The 16,563-nt window shown below is 42.3% G+C and carries 19 protein-coding genes and 3 pseudogenes; 12 read left to right on the plus strand and 10 right to left on the minus strand.

The genetic code is table 11. The features are described 5' to 3' along the window. Nucleotides 1–254: 254 nt before the first annotated feature. Nucleotides 255–656: an H-NS family histone-like protein gene (locus tag DMB82_RS06540; protein WP_116164481.1), complete on the minus strand. Its 402-nt coding sequence runs from the start codon at nt 654–656 to the stop codon at nt 255–257. A 255-nt stretch (nt 657–911) separates the two neighbouring features. Here DMB82_RS06540 and DMB82_RS06545 point away from each other — a divergent pair, with 255 nt between their 5' ends. The 8 genes and pseudogenes from DMB82_RS06545 to DMB82_RS06580 all read left to right on the plus strand — a co-directional run bounded on the left by DMB82_RS06545 (nt 912) and on the right by DMB82_RS06580 (nt 7,726). Next, nucleotides 912–1,238, plus strand: a complete 327-nt coding sequence (locus DMB82_RS06545) for a protein kinase family protein (RefSeq protein WP_102119174.1) — start codon at nt 912–914, stop codon at nt 1,236–1,238. A 7-nt stretch (nt 1,239–1,245) separates the two neighbouring features. Then, the gene (locus DMB82_RS06550; protein ID WP_102119173.1) at nt 1,246–1,470 is read left to right on the plus strand and encodes a hypothetical protein; all 225 of its coding nucleotides are present in this window, start codon (nt 1,246–1,248) and stop codon (nt 1,468–1,470) included. 29 nt (nt 1,471–1,499) lie between these two features. Then, a complete protein-coding gene (locus DMB82_RS06555) occupies nt 1,500–2,084 on the plus strand; it encodes a hypothetical protein (protein WP_102119172.1) in 585 nt (194 codons plus the stop codon). Between the two features lie 154 nt (nt 2,085–2,238). Further along, a complete protein-coding gene (locus DMB82_RS06560) occupies nt 2,239–2,640 on the plus strand; it encodes a hypothetical protein (protein WP_102119171.1) in 402 nt (133 codons plus the stop codon). A gap of 338 nt (nt 2,641–2,978) precedes the next feature. Continuing rightward, nucleotides 2,979–3,533 (plus strand): type 4 pilus major pilin, encoded by a 555-nt coding sequence (locus DMB82_RS06565; protein ID WP_102119170.1) that lies wholly within the window; start codon nt 2,979–2,981, stop codon nt 3,531–3,533. A gap of 142 nt (nt 3,534–3,675) precedes the next feature. After that, on the plus strand, nt 3,676–5,268 hold the full coding sequence (pilV, locus tag DMB82_RS06570; protein WP_102119169.1) for a shufflon system plasmid conjugative transfer pilus tip adhesin PilV: 1,593 nt from the start codon (nt 3,676–3,678) through the stop codon (nt 5,266–5,268). A 179-nt stretch (nt 5,269–5,447) separates the two neighbouring features. Beyond that, nucleotides 5,448–6,857 (plus strand): annotated as a pseudogene (locus tag DMB82_RS06575) (S-type pyocin domain-containing protein); the annotation flags it as partial. 401 nt (nt 6,858–7,258) lie between these two features. Further along, nucleotides 7,259–7,726 carry a DUF6392 family protein gene (locus tag DMB82_RS06580; RefSeq protein ID WP_107333216.1) on the plus strand — a complete coding sequence of 156 codons (468 nt, stop codon included), beginning with the start codon at nt 7,259–7,261 and terminating at the stop codon, nt 7,724–7,726. A 70-nt stretch (nt 7,727–7,796) separates the two neighbouring features. Here the strand turns inward: DMB82_RS06580 and DMB82_RS06585 are convergent, their stop codons facing one another. Beyond that, nucleotides 7,797–7,982 carry a hypothetical protein gene (locus DMB82_RS06585; protein ID WP_107333215.1) on the minus strand — a complete coding sequence of 62 codons (186 nt, stop codon included), beginning with the start codon at nt 7,980–7,982 and terminating at the stop codon, nt 7,797–7,799. Nucleotides 7,983–8,330: 348 nt separating this feature from the next. Continuing rightward, a complete protein-coding gene (locus DMB82_RS06590; protein ID WP_228400056.1) occupies nt 8,331–8,801 on the minus strand; it encodes an HAD hydrolase-like protein in 471 nt (156 codons plus the stop codon). Nucleotides 8,802–8,928: 127 nt separating this feature from the next. On the opposite strand from DMB82_RS06590, the gene DMB82_RS06595 reads away from it, so the two are divergent. Then, nucleotides 8,929–10,056 (plus strand): ISAs1 family transposase, encoded by a 1,128-nt coding sequence (locus DMB82_RS06595; RefSeq protein ID WP_102119602.1) that lies wholly within the window; start codon nt 8,929–8,931, stop codon nt 10,054–10,056. Between the two features lie 4 nt (nt 10,057–10,060). On the opposite strand, the gene DMB82_RS06600 is transcribed toward DMB82_RS06595, so the two are convergent. The 7 genes and pseudogenes from DMB82_RS06600 to DMB82_RS06630 form a co-directional block, all read right to left on the minus strand. Next, a complete protein-coding gene (locus DMB82_RS06600) occupies nt 10,061–10,252 on the minus strand; it encodes an HAD hydrolase-like protein (protein WP_116163615.1) in 192 nt (63 codons plus the stop codon). A gap of 71 nt (nt 10,253–10,323) precedes the next feature. Continuing rightward, complete coding sequence (gene mazF / locus DMB82_RS06605) at nt 10,324–10,656, minus strand: endoribonuclease MazF (protein ID WP_102119239.1); 333 nt, start codon at nt 10,654–10,656, stop codon at nt 10,324–10,326. Next, entirely contained in the window at nt 10,657–10,908 is a 252-nt protein-coding gene (locus tag DMB82_RS06610; protein ID WP_038925224.1) for an AbrB/MazE/SpoVT family DNA-binding domain-containing protein, read from the minus strand. Between the two features lie 570 nt (nt 10,909–11,478). Next, entirely contained in the window at nt 11,479–11,811 is a 333-nt protein-coding gene (locus DMB82_RS06615) for a hypothetical protein (protein WP_102119240.1), read from the minus strand. A 196-nt stretch (nt 11,812–12,007) separates the two neighbouring features. Beyond that, a pseudogene (locus DMB82_RS06620) lies at nt 12,008–12,328 on the minus strand (tyrosine-type recombinase/integrase); the annotation flags it as partial. 252 nt (nt 12,329–12,580) lie between these two features. Next, entirely contained in the window at nt 12,581–13,090 is a 510-nt protein-coding gene (locus DMB82_RS06625; protein ID WP_116163616.1) for a hypothetical protein, read from the minus strand. A gap of 329 nt (nt 13,091–13,419) precedes the next feature. Beyond that, the gene (locus DMB82_RS06630) at nt 13,420–14,649 is read right to left on the minus strand and encodes a tyrosine-type recombinase/integrase (RefSeq protein WP_167469159.1); all 1,230 of its coding nucleotides are present in this window, start codon (nt 14,647–14,649) and stop codon (nt 13,420–13,422) included. Nucleotides 14,650–14,879: 230 nt separating this feature from the next. Here DMB82_RS06630 and DMB82_RS06635 point away from each other — a divergent pair. The 3 genes and pseudogenes from DMB82_RS06635 to psiE form a co-directional block, all read left to right on the plus strand. Continuing rightward, nucleotides 14,880–15,062 (plus strand): annotated as a pseudogene (locus tag DMB82_RS06635) (hydroxyethylthiazole kinase); the annotation flags it as partial. Nucleotides 15,063–15,073: 11 nt separating this feature from the next. Further along, on the plus strand, nt 15,074–15,877 hold the full coding sequence (gene thiD, locus DMB82_RS06640) for a bifunctional hydroxymethylpyrimidine kinase/phosphomethylpyrimidine kinase (RefSeq protein ID WP_102118922.1): 804 nt from the start codon (nt 15,074–15,076) through the stop codon (nt 15,875–15,877). A gap of 276 nt (nt 15,878–16,153) precedes the next feature. Continuing rightward, on the plus strand, nt 16,154–16,561 hold the full coding sequence (psiE, locus tag DMB82_RS06645; protein ID WP_116156461.1) for a phosphate-starvation-inducible protein PsiE: 408 nt from the start codon (nt 16,154–16,156) through the stop codon (nt 16,559–16,561). Nucleotides 16,562–16,563: the final 2 nt, after the last annotated feature.

Here is a 16,563-nt window from a genome sequence, read left to right on the forward strand (position 1 = left end):
AAGAATTCTTTAACTTTCTCCATTTTCCTACTTAACCTGACTAAAATCAATGCTCTACAACAAGTCTATCGGAAAAATAAAACTAAGAAATTCAGTTGGTTAAAATGATGTTTCCTTAAGGTTAGGTTCAGTAAAGTGGCCTACTTCTCAATAATGAATACATTGTAAAGCAAGCAAAGTTCGCATTTGGCACAGAACAGCCTGTCCGATAAAGTGACTCCCCATTGCACCAAATACAACAGGGAGTCATATAATTAGATAGCAAAGTCTTCCAGCGTTTTACCACTTTCCAGTGCTGAGGCGATAGTTTTGGGTGTACGGCCCTGACCTGTCCATAGCTTTTCATTGCCATTTTCATCGGTATATTTGTATTTAGCCGGACGAGGAGCACGTTTAGATTTTGCTGACTTGGTGGCAGAAACAGAACCAAGCAGTTCAGCCGGATCAATACCATCTTCTAACAGTTTGGCTCGAAGAGCTTCAATTTTTGCCAGACGTTCAGCCTGTTCTTGTTGAACTTTGGTTTCTTCTTCACGGCGCTCTTCAACAATAACAGTGAGTTTTTCCAGCATTTCTTCCAGTGTCGCCAGATCGGTTTCTCGTGCCTGAGCACGCAGGGTACGGATGTTATTTAATACTTTGAGAGCTTCACTCATTGTTTTTCCCCGATAGATTGATTTAAGTGATGTGTCAAAATTTGACAACAGACAGTGATGATCATATATCAGTATTATCAATGAGTAAATAATAAAATATTATCAATGTAATGGTAGTGGATATCAGGTTTGTTTTAAATTGGATATTCATTCGTTGGGAATTATATAATAAGTTTGGTTTAACAGGTGTTGTGTTTCTATAGCAGTAATGGCCTAAGTATCATTTGTCTGGTAATTTATGAAAAAGGAGTGGCAATGTATTATTCAATAAGAAAAAATCGCTCCAACAATCTGAGCATTATTTCGTTTAAAAAGCCATTTTTTAAACTCATAGAAAATGAAGATGGTTGGGTTATCAGAGTTTTTATTTATATATTATTGCATAAGATAAAATTATTTAAACCTAATGCTGTTTTTGATTTTGATTCTGAAGATAAGATCAACGATCTTATAAAGAAAAATGGCGAATATCATTTTAATGATTCGGTTTGTCATCTTATCAGTGAGGCTTTTATTGATGGGCTAAGACATTCAACGGTAAAAGATAGTGATGTGATTTTTAGTGCTATCAGATTGTTTTAAGGAAATAATGAAAAAGAAGAAATCAAAGAAAAATCCGCTTCAGGATACGGCAGTGTTAAGTCGAATTGCTCAACGGGCATCACAGAATGCGATTAAAGAAGCGTTCACGGCAGGAATAGCTATCCACTATATTTTAGAGGGGAAACTGATAAAAGCGTATCCTGATGGAAGAAAAGAATGTGTCAAAGAGCTAGGTATGAACCCTATTCTTCTTCGTGAATTATTAGAGTGAAAATGAGTGAGTTTTTTAAAGGAAAGTGTATGAATGAAAATGAATTAAGTGGAATATCAGTAAAAAAGAGAACGAAATGGACAGATGCTGTGAAAGATTTAAGGCACAGTGGCTTAATAAGTAAGGTCAATATTCCGAATTTATCCCAATTAGGAAAAATAGAGGTAGTTAAACTAAAAGACCTCGTGGATAAATTATTTCATGAAGGATACCAGCCTCGGAAAGTTATCTTTTTAAACAAAGACAGGTTTTTTGTTGCGCAAGATTTTTCTACAGGGGAAGATCTTTATTCTTTACCTAAAGGGACGAAAGTGTCGTATGCATACCGTATGCAGCATCCTGATGGAAGGACATATCCCGTTCCTTATGTGGGATACAAATATGCGCTTTTGCTTTTTTACAGAAATTATCTTGATGGAAAAACTTGCCCAAACTCATTGGGAATAACTGACGATTTATTTAATACAATGGTACGCTCAGCAAAAAGTATATGTGAAAAACATTCAAGCCTGTATCGAGTGATTAATGATGTTCGAGAGGAAGATCTTCAAAGTTATGATGATACCATGTTAATGCATTCAAGCAAGCCCGATGTAAGAAAAATAAAACCTTAGTTGTGATATATTTCTCTCGCGTCAGCCGTTCGTCAGTTAACACGTTATTTACGAGTTGCTGTCTATTGTCTTACTCAATGTAATTGTTTATTTTTTATTAATGGCTGCAAAATAAAAAAACGAAATTATTTTAATTAAATGTAAGGAGATAACAATGACCAGAAGTTCTAAATTTATAGGGTATAATGCTATGTCAAAAGGCCTTGATTTTATATATGAGAAAAACAATCAACCATTTGGTATTCGTTTTTGGTATGATAGTGATCTTGAAAGAACGAAGACTTACTTATACAGAGATGAAAGAACACATAAATATACTAATGCGGAAATGGGAACGTCAGAAGTAGAACTCCATATGGAGGTAACATCGATTCCTTTCCTTCGTGAGTTCTTTGAAGTAAATGATAATAAGGAATTAGATAAATTAAAGAAAGACATACATGATATTGTTTATTCTCATCTTAGGGATGGACTATCATTAATTGAAGACTTGGGTTTTGAAAAATACGAGAAGCCAGATGTAGTATCAAAACCTACAGGTAGGAAATATAGATAATTTTCATAATATATCATTTTATATTTAAAGGGTTGGTTTTTTATTAATAAGTTTATTAGTTTAAATATTTTACTTATCCTTTTCATTCTATAGTATCATATTATCCATACTTCAAATTGCACATGTACTGATTACATCCACTTATCTGAATCGTTTATCAACTAAGGTAAGTGGTAGGTTATTTTTCTTACTGCCTTTCTGATGAAAATAATTAATAATATAATTCCCTTGCATCATCCGTTCATCAGTTAACCCACTAATTACATACCGCTATCTATTGTCTGACCCAAGTTAATGGTTTATCTGTTTTTCATCGTTTGGATGAAAAGGAGTTAAACATGGTGCTATTAAAAAACAGAAAATATACAAAAGGGTTCTCTCTGCTTGAACTGCTTTTAGTTTTAGGTGTTATTGCTGGGTTGATTGTTAGTGCGTTTATTGTTTACCCCAAGGTTCAGGCAGCACAGCGTGTAGAAGCCGAAGTGAAAAATATTGCAGCAATACAAGCGGGAGTCAAGTCAGTATATGCATCAACGAATTCTTATTCTGGTGTGGTTAATGGTTCTATGTATAAAGCTGGGATATTTCCAGACAACATGGTAAAGAGGTTCGCTCTTGGGTTTTATATTGTAAATTCGTGGAGAGGGAATGTTGTCTTGGCATCTGACGATACAGGTCCAGCAGGGACACCCGGAAGTGCATTTACTATAACTTATAATGGAGTGCCTGCGGCTGAATGTGCCAGATTGATTTCTGCTACAGCAGCAAGTTTTTATATAGTGCAAGTGGGTTCAGTAATGGTTAAAGATACTGATGGGAATATCAATACCAGCGACGTGTCTGATGCCTGTAGTTTGAGTGAGAATAACATATTAATATTTACATCGTTATAGATACAGATTGTTTTTGCAAAAAAACATGAAAGATAATGAAAGCCATTTATTCTTTTTATTTTATTAATCCTTTGTCGATATCTTGACCGCTTTTTTAATTTTGCTAATTAACATGTATGTAAATAAAAAAGGACGGTGAGAAATGAAAATAATAAATAAAAAAGGGTTTTCCCTATTGGAAGTCGCATTGGTTTTAGGTATCGGTACGGCAATGGCTTTCATTAAGTTTCAGGATATGAAAAGCGATCAAGAGAAAGTAATGGCCTCTGCTGTTGGTCAGCAAATGAAACAGATGGGAGAGGCGGTTAATCGTTATATCAGTATCCGTTATGACAAACTTTCAACATTAACTTTAAGCAGCAGCCAGAGCAGCGATCCGGGTCCAAGAACCTGTTCTGCTAATGGTTGTGAAATCACCTATCAAACGCTAATCAATGAGGGCTTATTACCTGTTAGCTATACCGGAATAAATGCGCAGAAATCCTCTTATACGATACTGTTAAAACGCTCTGGCATTGCGCCTAACTACGTTATTAATGGCCTTGTTACTACGACGCAGCCTTGGTCAGAAGGGAACAGTGTTCGCTATGACTTATTAGGCCGTGCTATGCAGGCGGCTGGCATTGATAGTGGTATGACGCAATCCGCTACGGTGGCATCGGGTACGGCTGGTCAATGGACTGAGAGCCAAAATAATTATAATGGGATAAATGCGGCAGGATTGCTGGCCTACCGTGTTGGATATGACAGCTCTATGTATTCAGTTTATCTACGTCGTGATGGAACATTACCAATGACGGGTGATTTGAATATGGGAGGCCAGAGTATCAACAACGCCAAAGACATCACCGCATCGGGTGACGTGAACGCGACCTCATTTAATGGCACCTATGGGCGTTTTGCCAAGAACGTCAATGTGTCTGAGGATTTAAATGTTATTGGGTTTTCCACATTTGGTAAGAACGTATCGATGAACAGCCAGCTTACGGTAAAAAATGGTATCAACTCTGAAAACTACATTTCAGCAAAAACCCAGAGCAGCAAACTTCAGATTGGTGGTGGTGGCACCAGCGATCCGAATATGCTCCTGCTGAACGTATCAGGCGGTGCGGGTGATGGCTATCTTTCCCTGAATGGAGATAACAACTCCTCTGTTAAACTGGATATTTGGGGTAGCCAAAGAGTGAGAGGCGACCTCACATTATCGGGTTCAAATGATGGAAAAACGATAGGAGCGATTTCTGCATCAGGAAATATTACAGGTAAATATTTGCAGTCGACTTCAATATCAATTGCGGGTGAGGTTTGTTCGCCTGATGGTCTGATAAGCAGAGATCAGACTGGCGCGATATTGTCCTGCCAGAATGGGGAATGGAAAGGAACAGGTGGCGGGAGTATCACCCGAACAGCCACTGACAGTTTACGTTTTCAGTCCACGGGGGATTTTAATTATCTCAATGTTTCTCTTGCTACATTATTTAATCACAGGGATGGTTCTCACACGACATCAGCCAATTTTAATGTGTACGTTAACAGCACGTTGATAGGTAAAATGACGACATACATTTATGTCGAAAAAGGCGGTAGCAGAGGTCATTATTGGGGATATCAGAAAACAGGTGTGGATGCTCAGATGTTTAAATATCCTGTTAACCAAGGAGATGTTATTTCTGTTGAGTTGGATAGTGCCTATCTTGCTATAAAAACAGACATAATAGTTTCTTTGTCCCAGTGAGAAAGCTTTATTAAACTATTTTTGTGGCTTAATAGGAAATAATATCTTATCCTAAATAAAAATTTCGTTAATAACGTCTATTTATCGTTCTGATACGGGTTTCCGTATTGAACCATCTATAAAAAACGCCCAACATTCAGCCCTCAAAAGGAATGTTTTACTGTCAAAGGAAAATGACAATGCCGGGTGCTGCCCGTCTTAATGATATCGGAAGTGGTCATGACTGCTTCCCTGAAACCCCGATAATCGAAGGCAGTCCTGACGTGATTATTAATGGTCAGCCTGCGGCTCGCAAAGGGGATACCGTTCTGCTTCACGGTTGTCCCTGTCCCAATGCACCACATGGTGTTCATTCCCGAAAAATCGCCGAAGGTTCATCGACCGTCATTATTAACGGTAAAAATGCTGCGCGTATTGGGGATGGTATCAATTGTGGCGGCGTCATCACGTCCGGCAGTGGCAACGTCATTATTGGTGATACGCCCCATCGTTCTCCCGTTCAGGACTGCGCTAAACAGGCAGCATTAACCCGTGCGCCATTGCTGGCATTAACACCAATGCTGGCTGTAGAGCCTGTTTTTGCCAAATCCTGCTTACGTGGCGCGGGTTGTACCGATGCGGGAAAGGAAGAAGAGCCACAGGGCAACATCGGGGAAATGAGTTTTTATGTCGCGGAGCCTGTTGGTGAGTCGAGCACTTTGGCTGATAAACCGGGTGAAGTGAAACAGTATGCGCAGGCAGCGAAAAAGAAAAATACGTCTTCTGCTGTTTCTCCTCCTCAGTCATTTGCCGGAAAAAACGAACCGTTACCCAAGACCCCGCCCGATGGGATTAACAAGCCTCAGATACCCCCGATGGAGCCGTGGTATAAAACGGTTTTTGATCTGTTAGTGGGTAAAGCGGATGCGGCAATGTTGCCGCCACCTCAACAAGTGGTAATGGCAGGTACGGCAGCACAGGCGGGTGCGATCGCTGCTGCGGGTGGCGCTGTAGCTCAGGCCAATCAGGATGCAGCAAAGGCACTGACACATCAGATGAAACGCCTTTCTGGGCCATCAATCTGGCAAGGTCAGTTGCAGATGGCGCAAAGTTTCCTGCTGATGGGAGCGTTGATTCAACACCATCTGAAAGGTGAAAAAGCAGATTTACTGACACCTGAGAAATTGCTTGAGGCAGCTAATAAGCAGGGAACCGTCCCCAGTCGTGTTCGTTATCAGTGGATGGAAGATGAGGAAACAGGCAGGCTGAAGGCGGTTGGCTACCACACCAGTATGGAAAGCGGGCGCGATCAGGTTCGTGTCAGATTACTGAAACATGATTTCCCCAATAACCGCTACGAGTTCTGGGAAGAGGGCGCAACAGGGCCAACTATTTTATGGACGCCGGATAATCCGGGTATCGAATTACCCACGGATACGGCACACGGTGAACAGCCTGTTATTCCGTCAGCCATACCGGGACTTGAAATTCCAGAGATGGATGATGTCAGTATTCTTGTGACACCAATGCCGGACGAGAAGGATTTTCGGGATTACATTCTGGTGTTCCCTGAGAATGCGTTTCCGCCGATTTATGTTTATCTGAGTAAGCCTCCGGTTGAGTTTTTAGAAGTCGATCTTTACAGTGATTTTGAAGGCAGATCACGGCAGGGGGAATATCAAGTTGACCATATGCCTTCGGCTGCAGCCGTAAAAGCTCACTACAAACGTTTGCATCCAGAGCTTGGACCAAAGGAGCTGAAAAAACTGTCTAAAAGGGTTGCTGCCATTGCTGTCCCTACTGGCGTCCATCAAAAAAATAGTGAAACATACGGTGGTCGAAATACGCCAGAAAAAGTCGAAGCAGATAGTCATGATCTTCGCTCTGCGACTGACAGTAACTTTGATGCGGAAAAGCAGGCACTTAAAGAACATGGCGCAACGGAAGAACAATTAGAAGAAGCAAGAGCAAAATTGCACCAACTAAATGAAAGTGTGGGGTTGTACAAAAAATGACTGTTAATGTTGAAGCATTATTTAATCGAATAGGTAAAACCTACCAAGAGATCTTTGATGAAGGATTGATCCCTTATAAAACTAAGCCTAAAGGGGATTCAGGCGATCCTGTATTAGATTTAGATATGGTCAAAGAATCTGTTTACTTAGCTTTTCATCGCTCATCGAGAAAATTGTTTTGTGTGACACTTACACTCTTTGATGAAGACAGGCCAACACAGCAATTCCCAAATGAGCTTCCTCTTCCTTTTAAGAAGGAAATGAGCGTCGACTGGATGCATGAAAAATTCGGCATTCCAGAGAAAACCATCCCTTCCAAGGTTATTGGAGGTCTTCAGTTTGGAATGAAGGAAAAGTATAAGTTAGATGGTTTTCATATACCGTTAGTGATGCAGATAGCTTATACCGAGAAAAATACTGTTGAATCAATAACAGTTATGCCAACAGAAGAAATGGCGTGGTGATTACGGAATTTACATGCCAATATTGAAATAGCAGCACAACAACCTGTGTGCTGCTCAACTTACCACACAATTAAAGCTGTTCTACTGGAATCACTTCTGGCGTATGAAAAGTGCGGAATAACAGATCAAGTCGTTCCCAAAGAACGAAGATCAAAATCTCTTTTGCCTTGGGTTCATCCAGTTCAACAACGGCGTAAATTAATGCCCGACACTGATCGATGATTTCTTCCAGTTCCAGCGGTGTGCTATCGAACATGATAAGCCTCCGCTGCTGGATATGGCAAAAAAGTAGTAGCCAGATGCAGATTTTCAGGAAGGGAATAGGTAAACTGACAGACAGCCATAGCGTTAGTCCTTGTAACGTTGAGGTTAGCCCTTGTTTGGTATTGTAAGTACCTTGCAGGGGCGAAACGGGTTCATAGGTAGTCCTGTATACAGGCGTGAACCTTTCGGCTGCAATTTAAGGCTAGGAATGATGCTAGTCAATTCAATTAGTTAGCGCGATATAAGAAAACCCACAACAGGTAATTACCCAGTTTTCAGATCCGCACAATCAGAACTGCGTGAACCGTTGGATGACACAGAGGCTAATGTGGAGATGAGCTTATGTATGGTGAGTGCTATTGAGAACAATTCTGTTAACAACATCAATCAATTGCGAAGGCGATTCACACCAGTAATCTACCTTATGTTGAGATAATTCCTCGTCTGAACCATAACCCCATTTCGCACCGATGGCTAACAACCCGTTCTCATGAGCACTGATAACATCATCTCTTCTGTCTCCAACCATAATTGTATTTTTTATGTCAAGATCGTATTTATGGATAAGGTTTGATAAAAGTAGACTTTTATCATCCATACTGCCATCTTCAGACGTACCCGTAATATCGGTAAATAGCGAACATAGCTTCAAATTAGCTAATATAGATTTTGCAAAACGCTGTCTTTTCGATGTTGCGATAAATAGCTGATGGCCTTCATTTTTTAACCTATCAAGATCAGAATGAATTCCTTCGTAGAGGGTGCTATCGTAGAGTCCATACAGAGCATAATGCTCTCGATATATTTTCACGGTTTCTGAGATTCTGTTATCCCCATAAGGCGCAGGGCAAGATCATGAACGTTTTTTGCACAATTCGACGTCAACATTGACCTGACGAGTCGACTATGATCTTATGCTCCTCTTTTGAGGAGTGACCATGAATTTAGATACCATCAAAGCGCATTTCAGTATCATCCGCGATGAACGACAAAGCGCAAAAGTGGATTACCCACTGTTTGATATTTTGTTTGCTTCAATCTGCGCAGTGATAGCGGGAGGCCAGGGCTGGACTGACATTCGTGAGTACGTTCTCGGCCATCATGACTGGTTCCTTAAACAGGGCTTATTTGAAAAAGGTGTGCCCGTTGATGATACCTTTGCTCGCCTAATTTCAAATATTGAGCCCGCTGAATTCCGCGATTGTTTTCTCGCCTGGATGAAAGCCGTGCACAAGTTAACCTGTGGTGAAGTCGTCGCTATTGATGGCAAGACTTTGCGCGGCTCTTATGACAGAGACGACAGGCAAAGCACCATCCATATGGTAAGTGCCTATGCCAGCGCCAACCAACTCGTATTGGGCCAGCTTAAAACTGATGCTAAAAGCAATGAAATCACCGCGATACCCGCGCTGATTCAGATGTTGGACTTGCGAGGTGCCATCGTGACAATTGATGCGATGGCCTGTCAGACCAAGATTGCCAAGGCGATTACGAGCAAAGGTGGCGACTACTTATTGGCAGTTAAGGGCAATCAAGGCAAGTTAGCGGCAGCGATACAGGCCGCTTTTACCCCACATCGGCGCGCGCCAATTGACAGGGGCATATCTCAAGTTGAGAAGCAGAAAAGCCGAGTGGAGGCACGCACTTACCATGTACTGGATGCCAGTGATATGGTTGGGGATTTCTCTGCCTGGCTCGGGCTAACCAGCATAGTCATGGTCGAAAGTTACCGCGCAGCAAAAGGCAAAGCGCCAGAGTTGGAGTACCGCTACTACATCAGTTCAGCCAAACTAACCCCAGAGCAGGCCGGAGATGCGATACGGGCCCATTGGGGTATCGAGTCCATGCATTGGATTTTAGATGTCAGTATGCGAGAGGATGCTTGCCAGATTTACCGAGAAAACGCCGCAGAAAACTTGGCAGGGTTAAGGCACATGGCGCTGAACATGCTCAGAGCCGAGCCAACGAAGATTAGCGTACCGATGAAACAAAAACGCTGCATGATGAAACCCGTGTTCTTGGAGCAAGTTCTTATGGCTGGATTAACGTCAATGGTTAAATGTTGATCACTCATGCGGACGCCCTGCCATAAGGCGTAAGTAAAGTGTGCATAATCGTATTCATAGGTGGGCCAATCAGCGCCGAAATATCAATAGAATCATCAATGATATGTCCTTGCTGGCGTATAGCATAAACCAAACTTGTTCTAATACCCGGTAATGAATCAATAATAGTTCCATCCAGATCAAAAATAATGTTCATCCTAATACCTTATTTTTAATAGGAAAATGAGTATAGTAAGTGGTGTTTTTTGGCACCACCGAACGGGATTGTTAACCAATCAAAGCCTTCGCTTTTGCTCTGATGAGTTCTAACTCGTCGATTGTTACTTTACCTTTCTTTGTTGCCTTACGGTTACGCCAGTCTACACAAGTAACCTGATCGGCGAGAGCCACGCTTTCACGGTCTCCAGATAATTCGACTTCAAAGTTATATCCTTTGCGTTGTGTTGTGCAGGGGACGCATAAGCACATTCCGGTCAAATTATTATAAGGAAAAGGGCTAAGAACAACAGCGGGGCGATGTCCTCCCTGTTCATGCCCCACTACTGGATCAAAATCTAACCAGATCAAATCGCCGGAATCAGGAACAAAACGAGAAACCATTTAAAGCAGCTCCTTGCCTACGGGTGCACCAAAATCAACTTTCTCATGGACATGTTCAGGCGTCATCCCTTCGAGCAACTCATCCAGAGTAAATTGGTATTTGGGCTTTTTCTTGGGGATCAGAGCAATCTCTGTTTCCCTGATCTCCATATCAAAGCTATCGTTAAACGTCATATCAAACGCTTGCATAACAGATGAGGAAAGACGTATTGCAGGTGAGTTTCCCCATTTTTTAACCGGGACATCGATCATAAAAAATCCTCATTGAATTGAATGTGTCTACAATGTAGAGCATTTAAATGTCAGTGTCAATCTACATTGTAGATACATAGCAAGATCTGATATTTCTTCAAGACCATCGGGTTTAAAGAGTTGGTCCGGTAGGCGTTTAAGAGATTGGACGACGCTTAGCTAAATATGAGCAAAATGAAATTCCTTGGTGTGGTAAAGAGCTATTTTGTCTTTTAGTTCTTCAATCTTTATGTTTACTCTAATGAGATAGCACGGGGATCGACTCCGCTGACTATTTTTACTCATTATTTTTTATTTTAAATTATTGCTATTTACTTGCAGGAAACCACTTTGAAAATAAATAAATATTTTAAAATTAAAATAGCGACGATTTGACAGGTTTAAATAAATATATTAATTAATGGTTATCATTTTTAATGAAAAAGTGGGGTGGTTATGATTTTAATGGGAGTTTGTTTGGTTATAACAACAATTTATTCAGTTATTATAACAAGAATAATGTCTGGAAGCTCAGAAGATGCGGATAAAAACATCAAGGTAAGACGTTCATCCTATCTTGATGGTCCATCATCAGGAGTTCTTTAATTTCCCGACAACAATTGCGCCACGAGTAACAGAAAATCCCGTATCACCGAGACATTTTTTGTTGCCGTTACTGAGAATTGCATGATTCTGTTCTGACGTACCGAGATTCAGAGGAAGAATGTTCACAACCTCATACCCTTCTTCATCGAGTTTATTATAAGTATCTTCAAGTGCTTTGGAAAACTGATCATAATCTGCGAGTCTTGAAGTTGGCAACTCAACAGATTTTGTTTTTTTCCACCAGAAATATCCTTCTGTAACTTGATCTTCATATTTACCAATACCAGCGTAAAACCATCGAGTAACAAATTTTTTCATAATTTAAAATTCCTTTTTATCACATTAGTTTTTTCTGCTTTACGAAATTTTTTGTTTGCTGGCACTTTGTTATACGGATTTTCCAGCAGGGGTAGTCCGAAATTTATAGTGTCAAATTATGTTCTGAGAAGAATAAAAAAGCCAGAAGGAATAAAATTTTTAGCAAAATAACAGGCCATCCGTGGCCTTTCGCTATTTATCCCTTCTGCGCAAACTCAAACGGTCTGACCATCCCGTTGCGGTTAACATCCAGAAAATCTGCCCACCATTGCAGCATCAGGCGACGTTGCTCAAGATGTTTAGCCTTATGAGTATAGGCAGCGCGAACGTTGTTCTTTTCCATGTGGCTCATTTGAAGCTCTACCACATCTTCAGGCCAGATGCCCGATTCAATCAACGCACTACACGCCAGCGTTCGAAAGCCGTGGCCGCACAGATCGGTTTTGGTGTCATAGCCCATTTTGCGCAGTGCCTTGTTGATGGTGTTTTCACTCATCGGCTTTATCGTGTCATAACAATAGATAGGTGTTTGTTATTTATAGAAATATTTTGTGGGATAGCAATAAAGAATGAATGAGAAGGATATGGAAAATTTAACTCGAAAGATCTATAGGAAACCCTTACGGTGCTCCCTATAGATTATGCGACATAACGTTTTACAATACGTTTGGTTTCACCAAGTGAACCATTCTGACGTATCTCTTTGATCAGCGAAGAGGTCAATTCTTGCTGAAAAGCCTCTACTGCCTTGAGGCGTGCAAGCGCTACATCAGACAGCGCTCTGGTTCTGGGCTTTAACTTCAATGACATACAATCCCTCCTCTGCCAAGTCACTCCGATAATGAAAGTTTACACCATCTGCATGTTTTTTCAACAATGCATCATAGATAATCGCCAAGCCCTGACGAAGAGGAACATTAAAAATTATTCTTACATCTCGCTGACGGGAAAAATCTTTAATTACCTCACCAATGCCTTGAAGAAGAAATATTTCACGTTCTTCTTCTGTATATCTCATGTCAGTATACGTGTCAAATTGAGATCTTTTTTCAGCATTTTTTAAAGCCATAATATCATAAAACTCTACCATGTAGGTTTTGTTTAAAATATCCGGTTCAGGATAGATAGATTCAAAATGGTGGTAGAGTTCTTTTATCAGCTTTTTAAAATCGACAAGATATGTGGCCTCCTTCTCATCGCTCTTACACACCTTAACGCTGTAGCGAAACTCTTCATCAACTGGCGTTTCTATTTCTAATATTTCAATGGTCGAAATCATTCCAATGATTCCATTAAATAATTATTTTTATACGTGAATAATAATTAAAACTAATTACACCAAGTCATTCTTGACCTTTTAAAACCTATTTCTTCTGAGTAAACTAAAGCTGTCTAACCGTATCGTTTCTGTTAGCATCAAGAAAGTCAACCTGCTATTGCAACATCAGTTAACGATGTTCAAAATATTTTATAGACGGTGCTAACGATAGGTTTCACTTGTCGTTCAACACATCTTCCGGCCAGATACTTGATTCAGTTAACATAAAAATCGGTTTTGGTGTCATAGTCCATTTTGCGCAGTGCCTTGTTGATGAATTTTTCATACAGTTACTGCACATCCGCAAGTTTAGGCTGTGCCTCCTGCCATTCCTTTGGCTTCTTGTTGATGATATTTTTCTCAAACCACTGAAACCAAACAGGCCAAGCCTTATCGACCTTTTTCTGAAAGGCTTTTGGTTGGTAAGTTGCCAGAATCTTTGACATTACCATACTGAGGCTATGACCTAACATCAGGTCTACAATAATGGGATCAATCCCCGCCTCGTTGCTCATCATTGATGCCGTGCTACGTCTCAGGTCGTGAGTTGTAAAATCATTTCCGACGGTTTCGCGTAGTCTGACAGCGGAATGAGACATCGTGGTATGTCCGATATGTGTCCATATCTGTTTGCTAAGGTTATGCTTTGTCCAAGACCATTCTTCTAACAGACTGATCAGGTAGTCAGGAAGAGGGTATACACGCTCCTGTTTTGTTTTGGTGCGTTCTGCGGGTAAGGTCCATGTCTTAGCCTTTAAATCTATTTCAGGCCATACCAGCTTTGCTGATTCTGATTTGCGAGTACCAAAGACCATAATAAAACGCATCGCTGCATGGGAAGGGGTGTTACCCAAGGAATGCCAGAGTATGCGGTATTGTTCTACGTGTAGATGGTTATCACGCATTTTGCCAACAACAGCAGCAACCTGCTTTCTGTCGTGGATCTCTGACAATTTTTGCGGAACGTAGACAGGTTGTCCCGGCTGTTGCCCTTGTATGCCATGCACCTGAAAGGCATATAACATCACCATTTTGATGATCTGGCACATACGATGAGAAGCGTTGCTGACCCCCATAGCCAAAATATGAGAATAGACATGGTGGTAAGTAAGCTGCTCAGGGTCTACGTTATGCAGGGCTTTACCATGTTTATTCCAGATCGCCTGTCTTCCCGGTTTTGACGGTTTAGCGCATTTTACTTCCAGCCACTCCTGAACCAGACCATCCATAGTGGTGGGTTTTCCGGTGAGTGTTTTGCTGGGCGCAAAGCCTTGTCTGGTTTTTTGTACCTGTTGCAAATGCCATTTTCTGGCATCTTCCAGACTGTAGGCTGGATAGGTGCCTAAAGTAACATCGTTGCTACCCACAATATAACGCCAGCTTTTTGTTATCACGCCTGATGGATTTCTTCGGGCAGCAAAGTACAATCCTGTTAATCCGTTGTTGAAGACGATTTCTTTCTTCATTGTCTTACCATCGGGGATGGTGAAACGCTGGATGTCAGTTTTGGTTTTGAGCATTGGCATTATCCGGTTTTTTTCACTTCCCTAGTATGTACCTAAATAGCACCAAGATGAATTGAAATATTATGAGACATAGTGAACTTTTATATTATTGTTTTAACTTGATTTATAGACTTCACTAAACGTCCTGAGATGCTAACTTTTTATTTGATCTGGATAATGCCAGCGTAGGGAAGTCACGGTATGCCCACTGGTTGCCGCCTTCTTCCACGCCGGTTGGGAGACCTATGAACACGCGACCCGCCGACTTTTCTGCCGCTCAGGCAGTAACATCACTTACTCAATTCCGTTCTGCGTCGCCGACAATGGTGGTCGATCCCGAAGAAGCCGCGCAGTTCAGCGTGGTGGCCGATGCACTGCTGATTAATGGCGGAACGCTGGAACGCACGCGTGCCGAGGCGATGCGCGCGGAGGATCTGGCATGAAGCGTATCAATGCGTTGACGATTGCAGGCACCGATCCGAGCGGCGGTGCGGGTATTCAGGCGGATTTAAAAGCGTTTTCTGCGCTGGGCGCTTACGGCACCTCGGTCATTACCGCGCTGGTGGCGCAAAATACGCGCGGCGTGCAGTCCGTCTACCGGATTGAACCGGATTTTGTCGCAGCACAGCTGGATTCCGTACTGAGCGATGTGCGTATCGACAGCGCCAAGATTGGGATGCTGGCGCAGATCGATATTGTTGAAACCGTTGCCGAGCGTTTGCGTCACTACGTGGTGCCTTTCGTGGTGCTGGACACCGTGATGCTGGCGAAAAGTGGCGATCCGTTACTCGCGCCGGAAGCGGTGGAGTCGATCCGTCGTGAGCTGTTGCCGCTGGTTTCCCTGATTACGCCCAACCTGCCGGAAGCCGCCGCACTGCTCAATACATCACCGGCCACCAACGAACGGGAAATGCGCGAACAGGGTGAAGCGCTGCTGGCGATGGGCTGTCAGGCGGTGCTGATGAAAGGCGGTCACCTCAGTGAAGCGGAGAGCCCAGACTGGTTGTTCAGCCGGCAGGCTGAGCCACAGCGTTTTAGCTCTCCGCGTGTGAATACACGCCATACACACGGCACGGGCTGCACGCTCTCTGCCGCGCTGGCGGCACTGCGACCGCGTCATAATAGCTGGGGCGAAACGGTCAAGGTCGCGAAGGACTATTTACAGCAGGCATTACAGCAGGCCGACACGCTGGAGGTCGGGCACGGCATCGGCCCTGTTCATCACTTCCATCGCTGGTGGTAACACCATAAGTAAATTGACTTGTACTTTGCGTGACATATTTGCCAGTAATTTCAAACTGTGCCCTAAATAATTCGAGTTGCAGGAAGGCGGCGACACAGCGAATCCCCAGGAGCTTACATAAGTAAGTGACTGGGGTGAGCGAGGAAAGCCAACACACATGCAACTTGAAGTATGACGGGATAAATTAAGCGTATTCGGCATAGACAGTGCGGGGGCATCCGGTTACTTTGCTGTGAATTCTTGGCGTTAATGTGAAATAGGATGTGGGGATAACATATGGCAGGTTCTGCGCGCAGTGCGATGGCTGCCAAGGCGCTTCAGACGATACTCAATATCGGCCTGTTGGTGCTGGCAATTATTCTGGTGATTTTTTTAGTCAAGGAAACGTTCAATCTGGCGAAAGTGCTGTTGATCTCCAACGAGAAAGATTCCTCCTATCAACTGATAGAAGGCATTGTGATCTATTTCCTGTATTTTGAGTTCATTGCGCTGATCGTGAAGTATTTTCAGTCCGGCTATCACTTCCCGCTGCGCTATTTTATCTACATCGGCATCACGGCCATCATTCGCCTGATTATTGTCGATCACAAAAGCCCGTCGGATACGCTGGTGTATTCCGCAGCGATCCTGCTGCTGGTGGTGACGCTGTACCTAGCAAACAGTAATCGCCTTAAGCGAGAGTAGTA

This window comes from Pectobacterium aquaticum (assembly GCF_003382565.3).
Classification (GTDB): domain Bacteria; phylum Pseudomonadota; class Gammaproteobacteria; order Enterobacterales; family Enterobacteriaceae; genus Pectobacterium; species Pectobacterium aquaticum.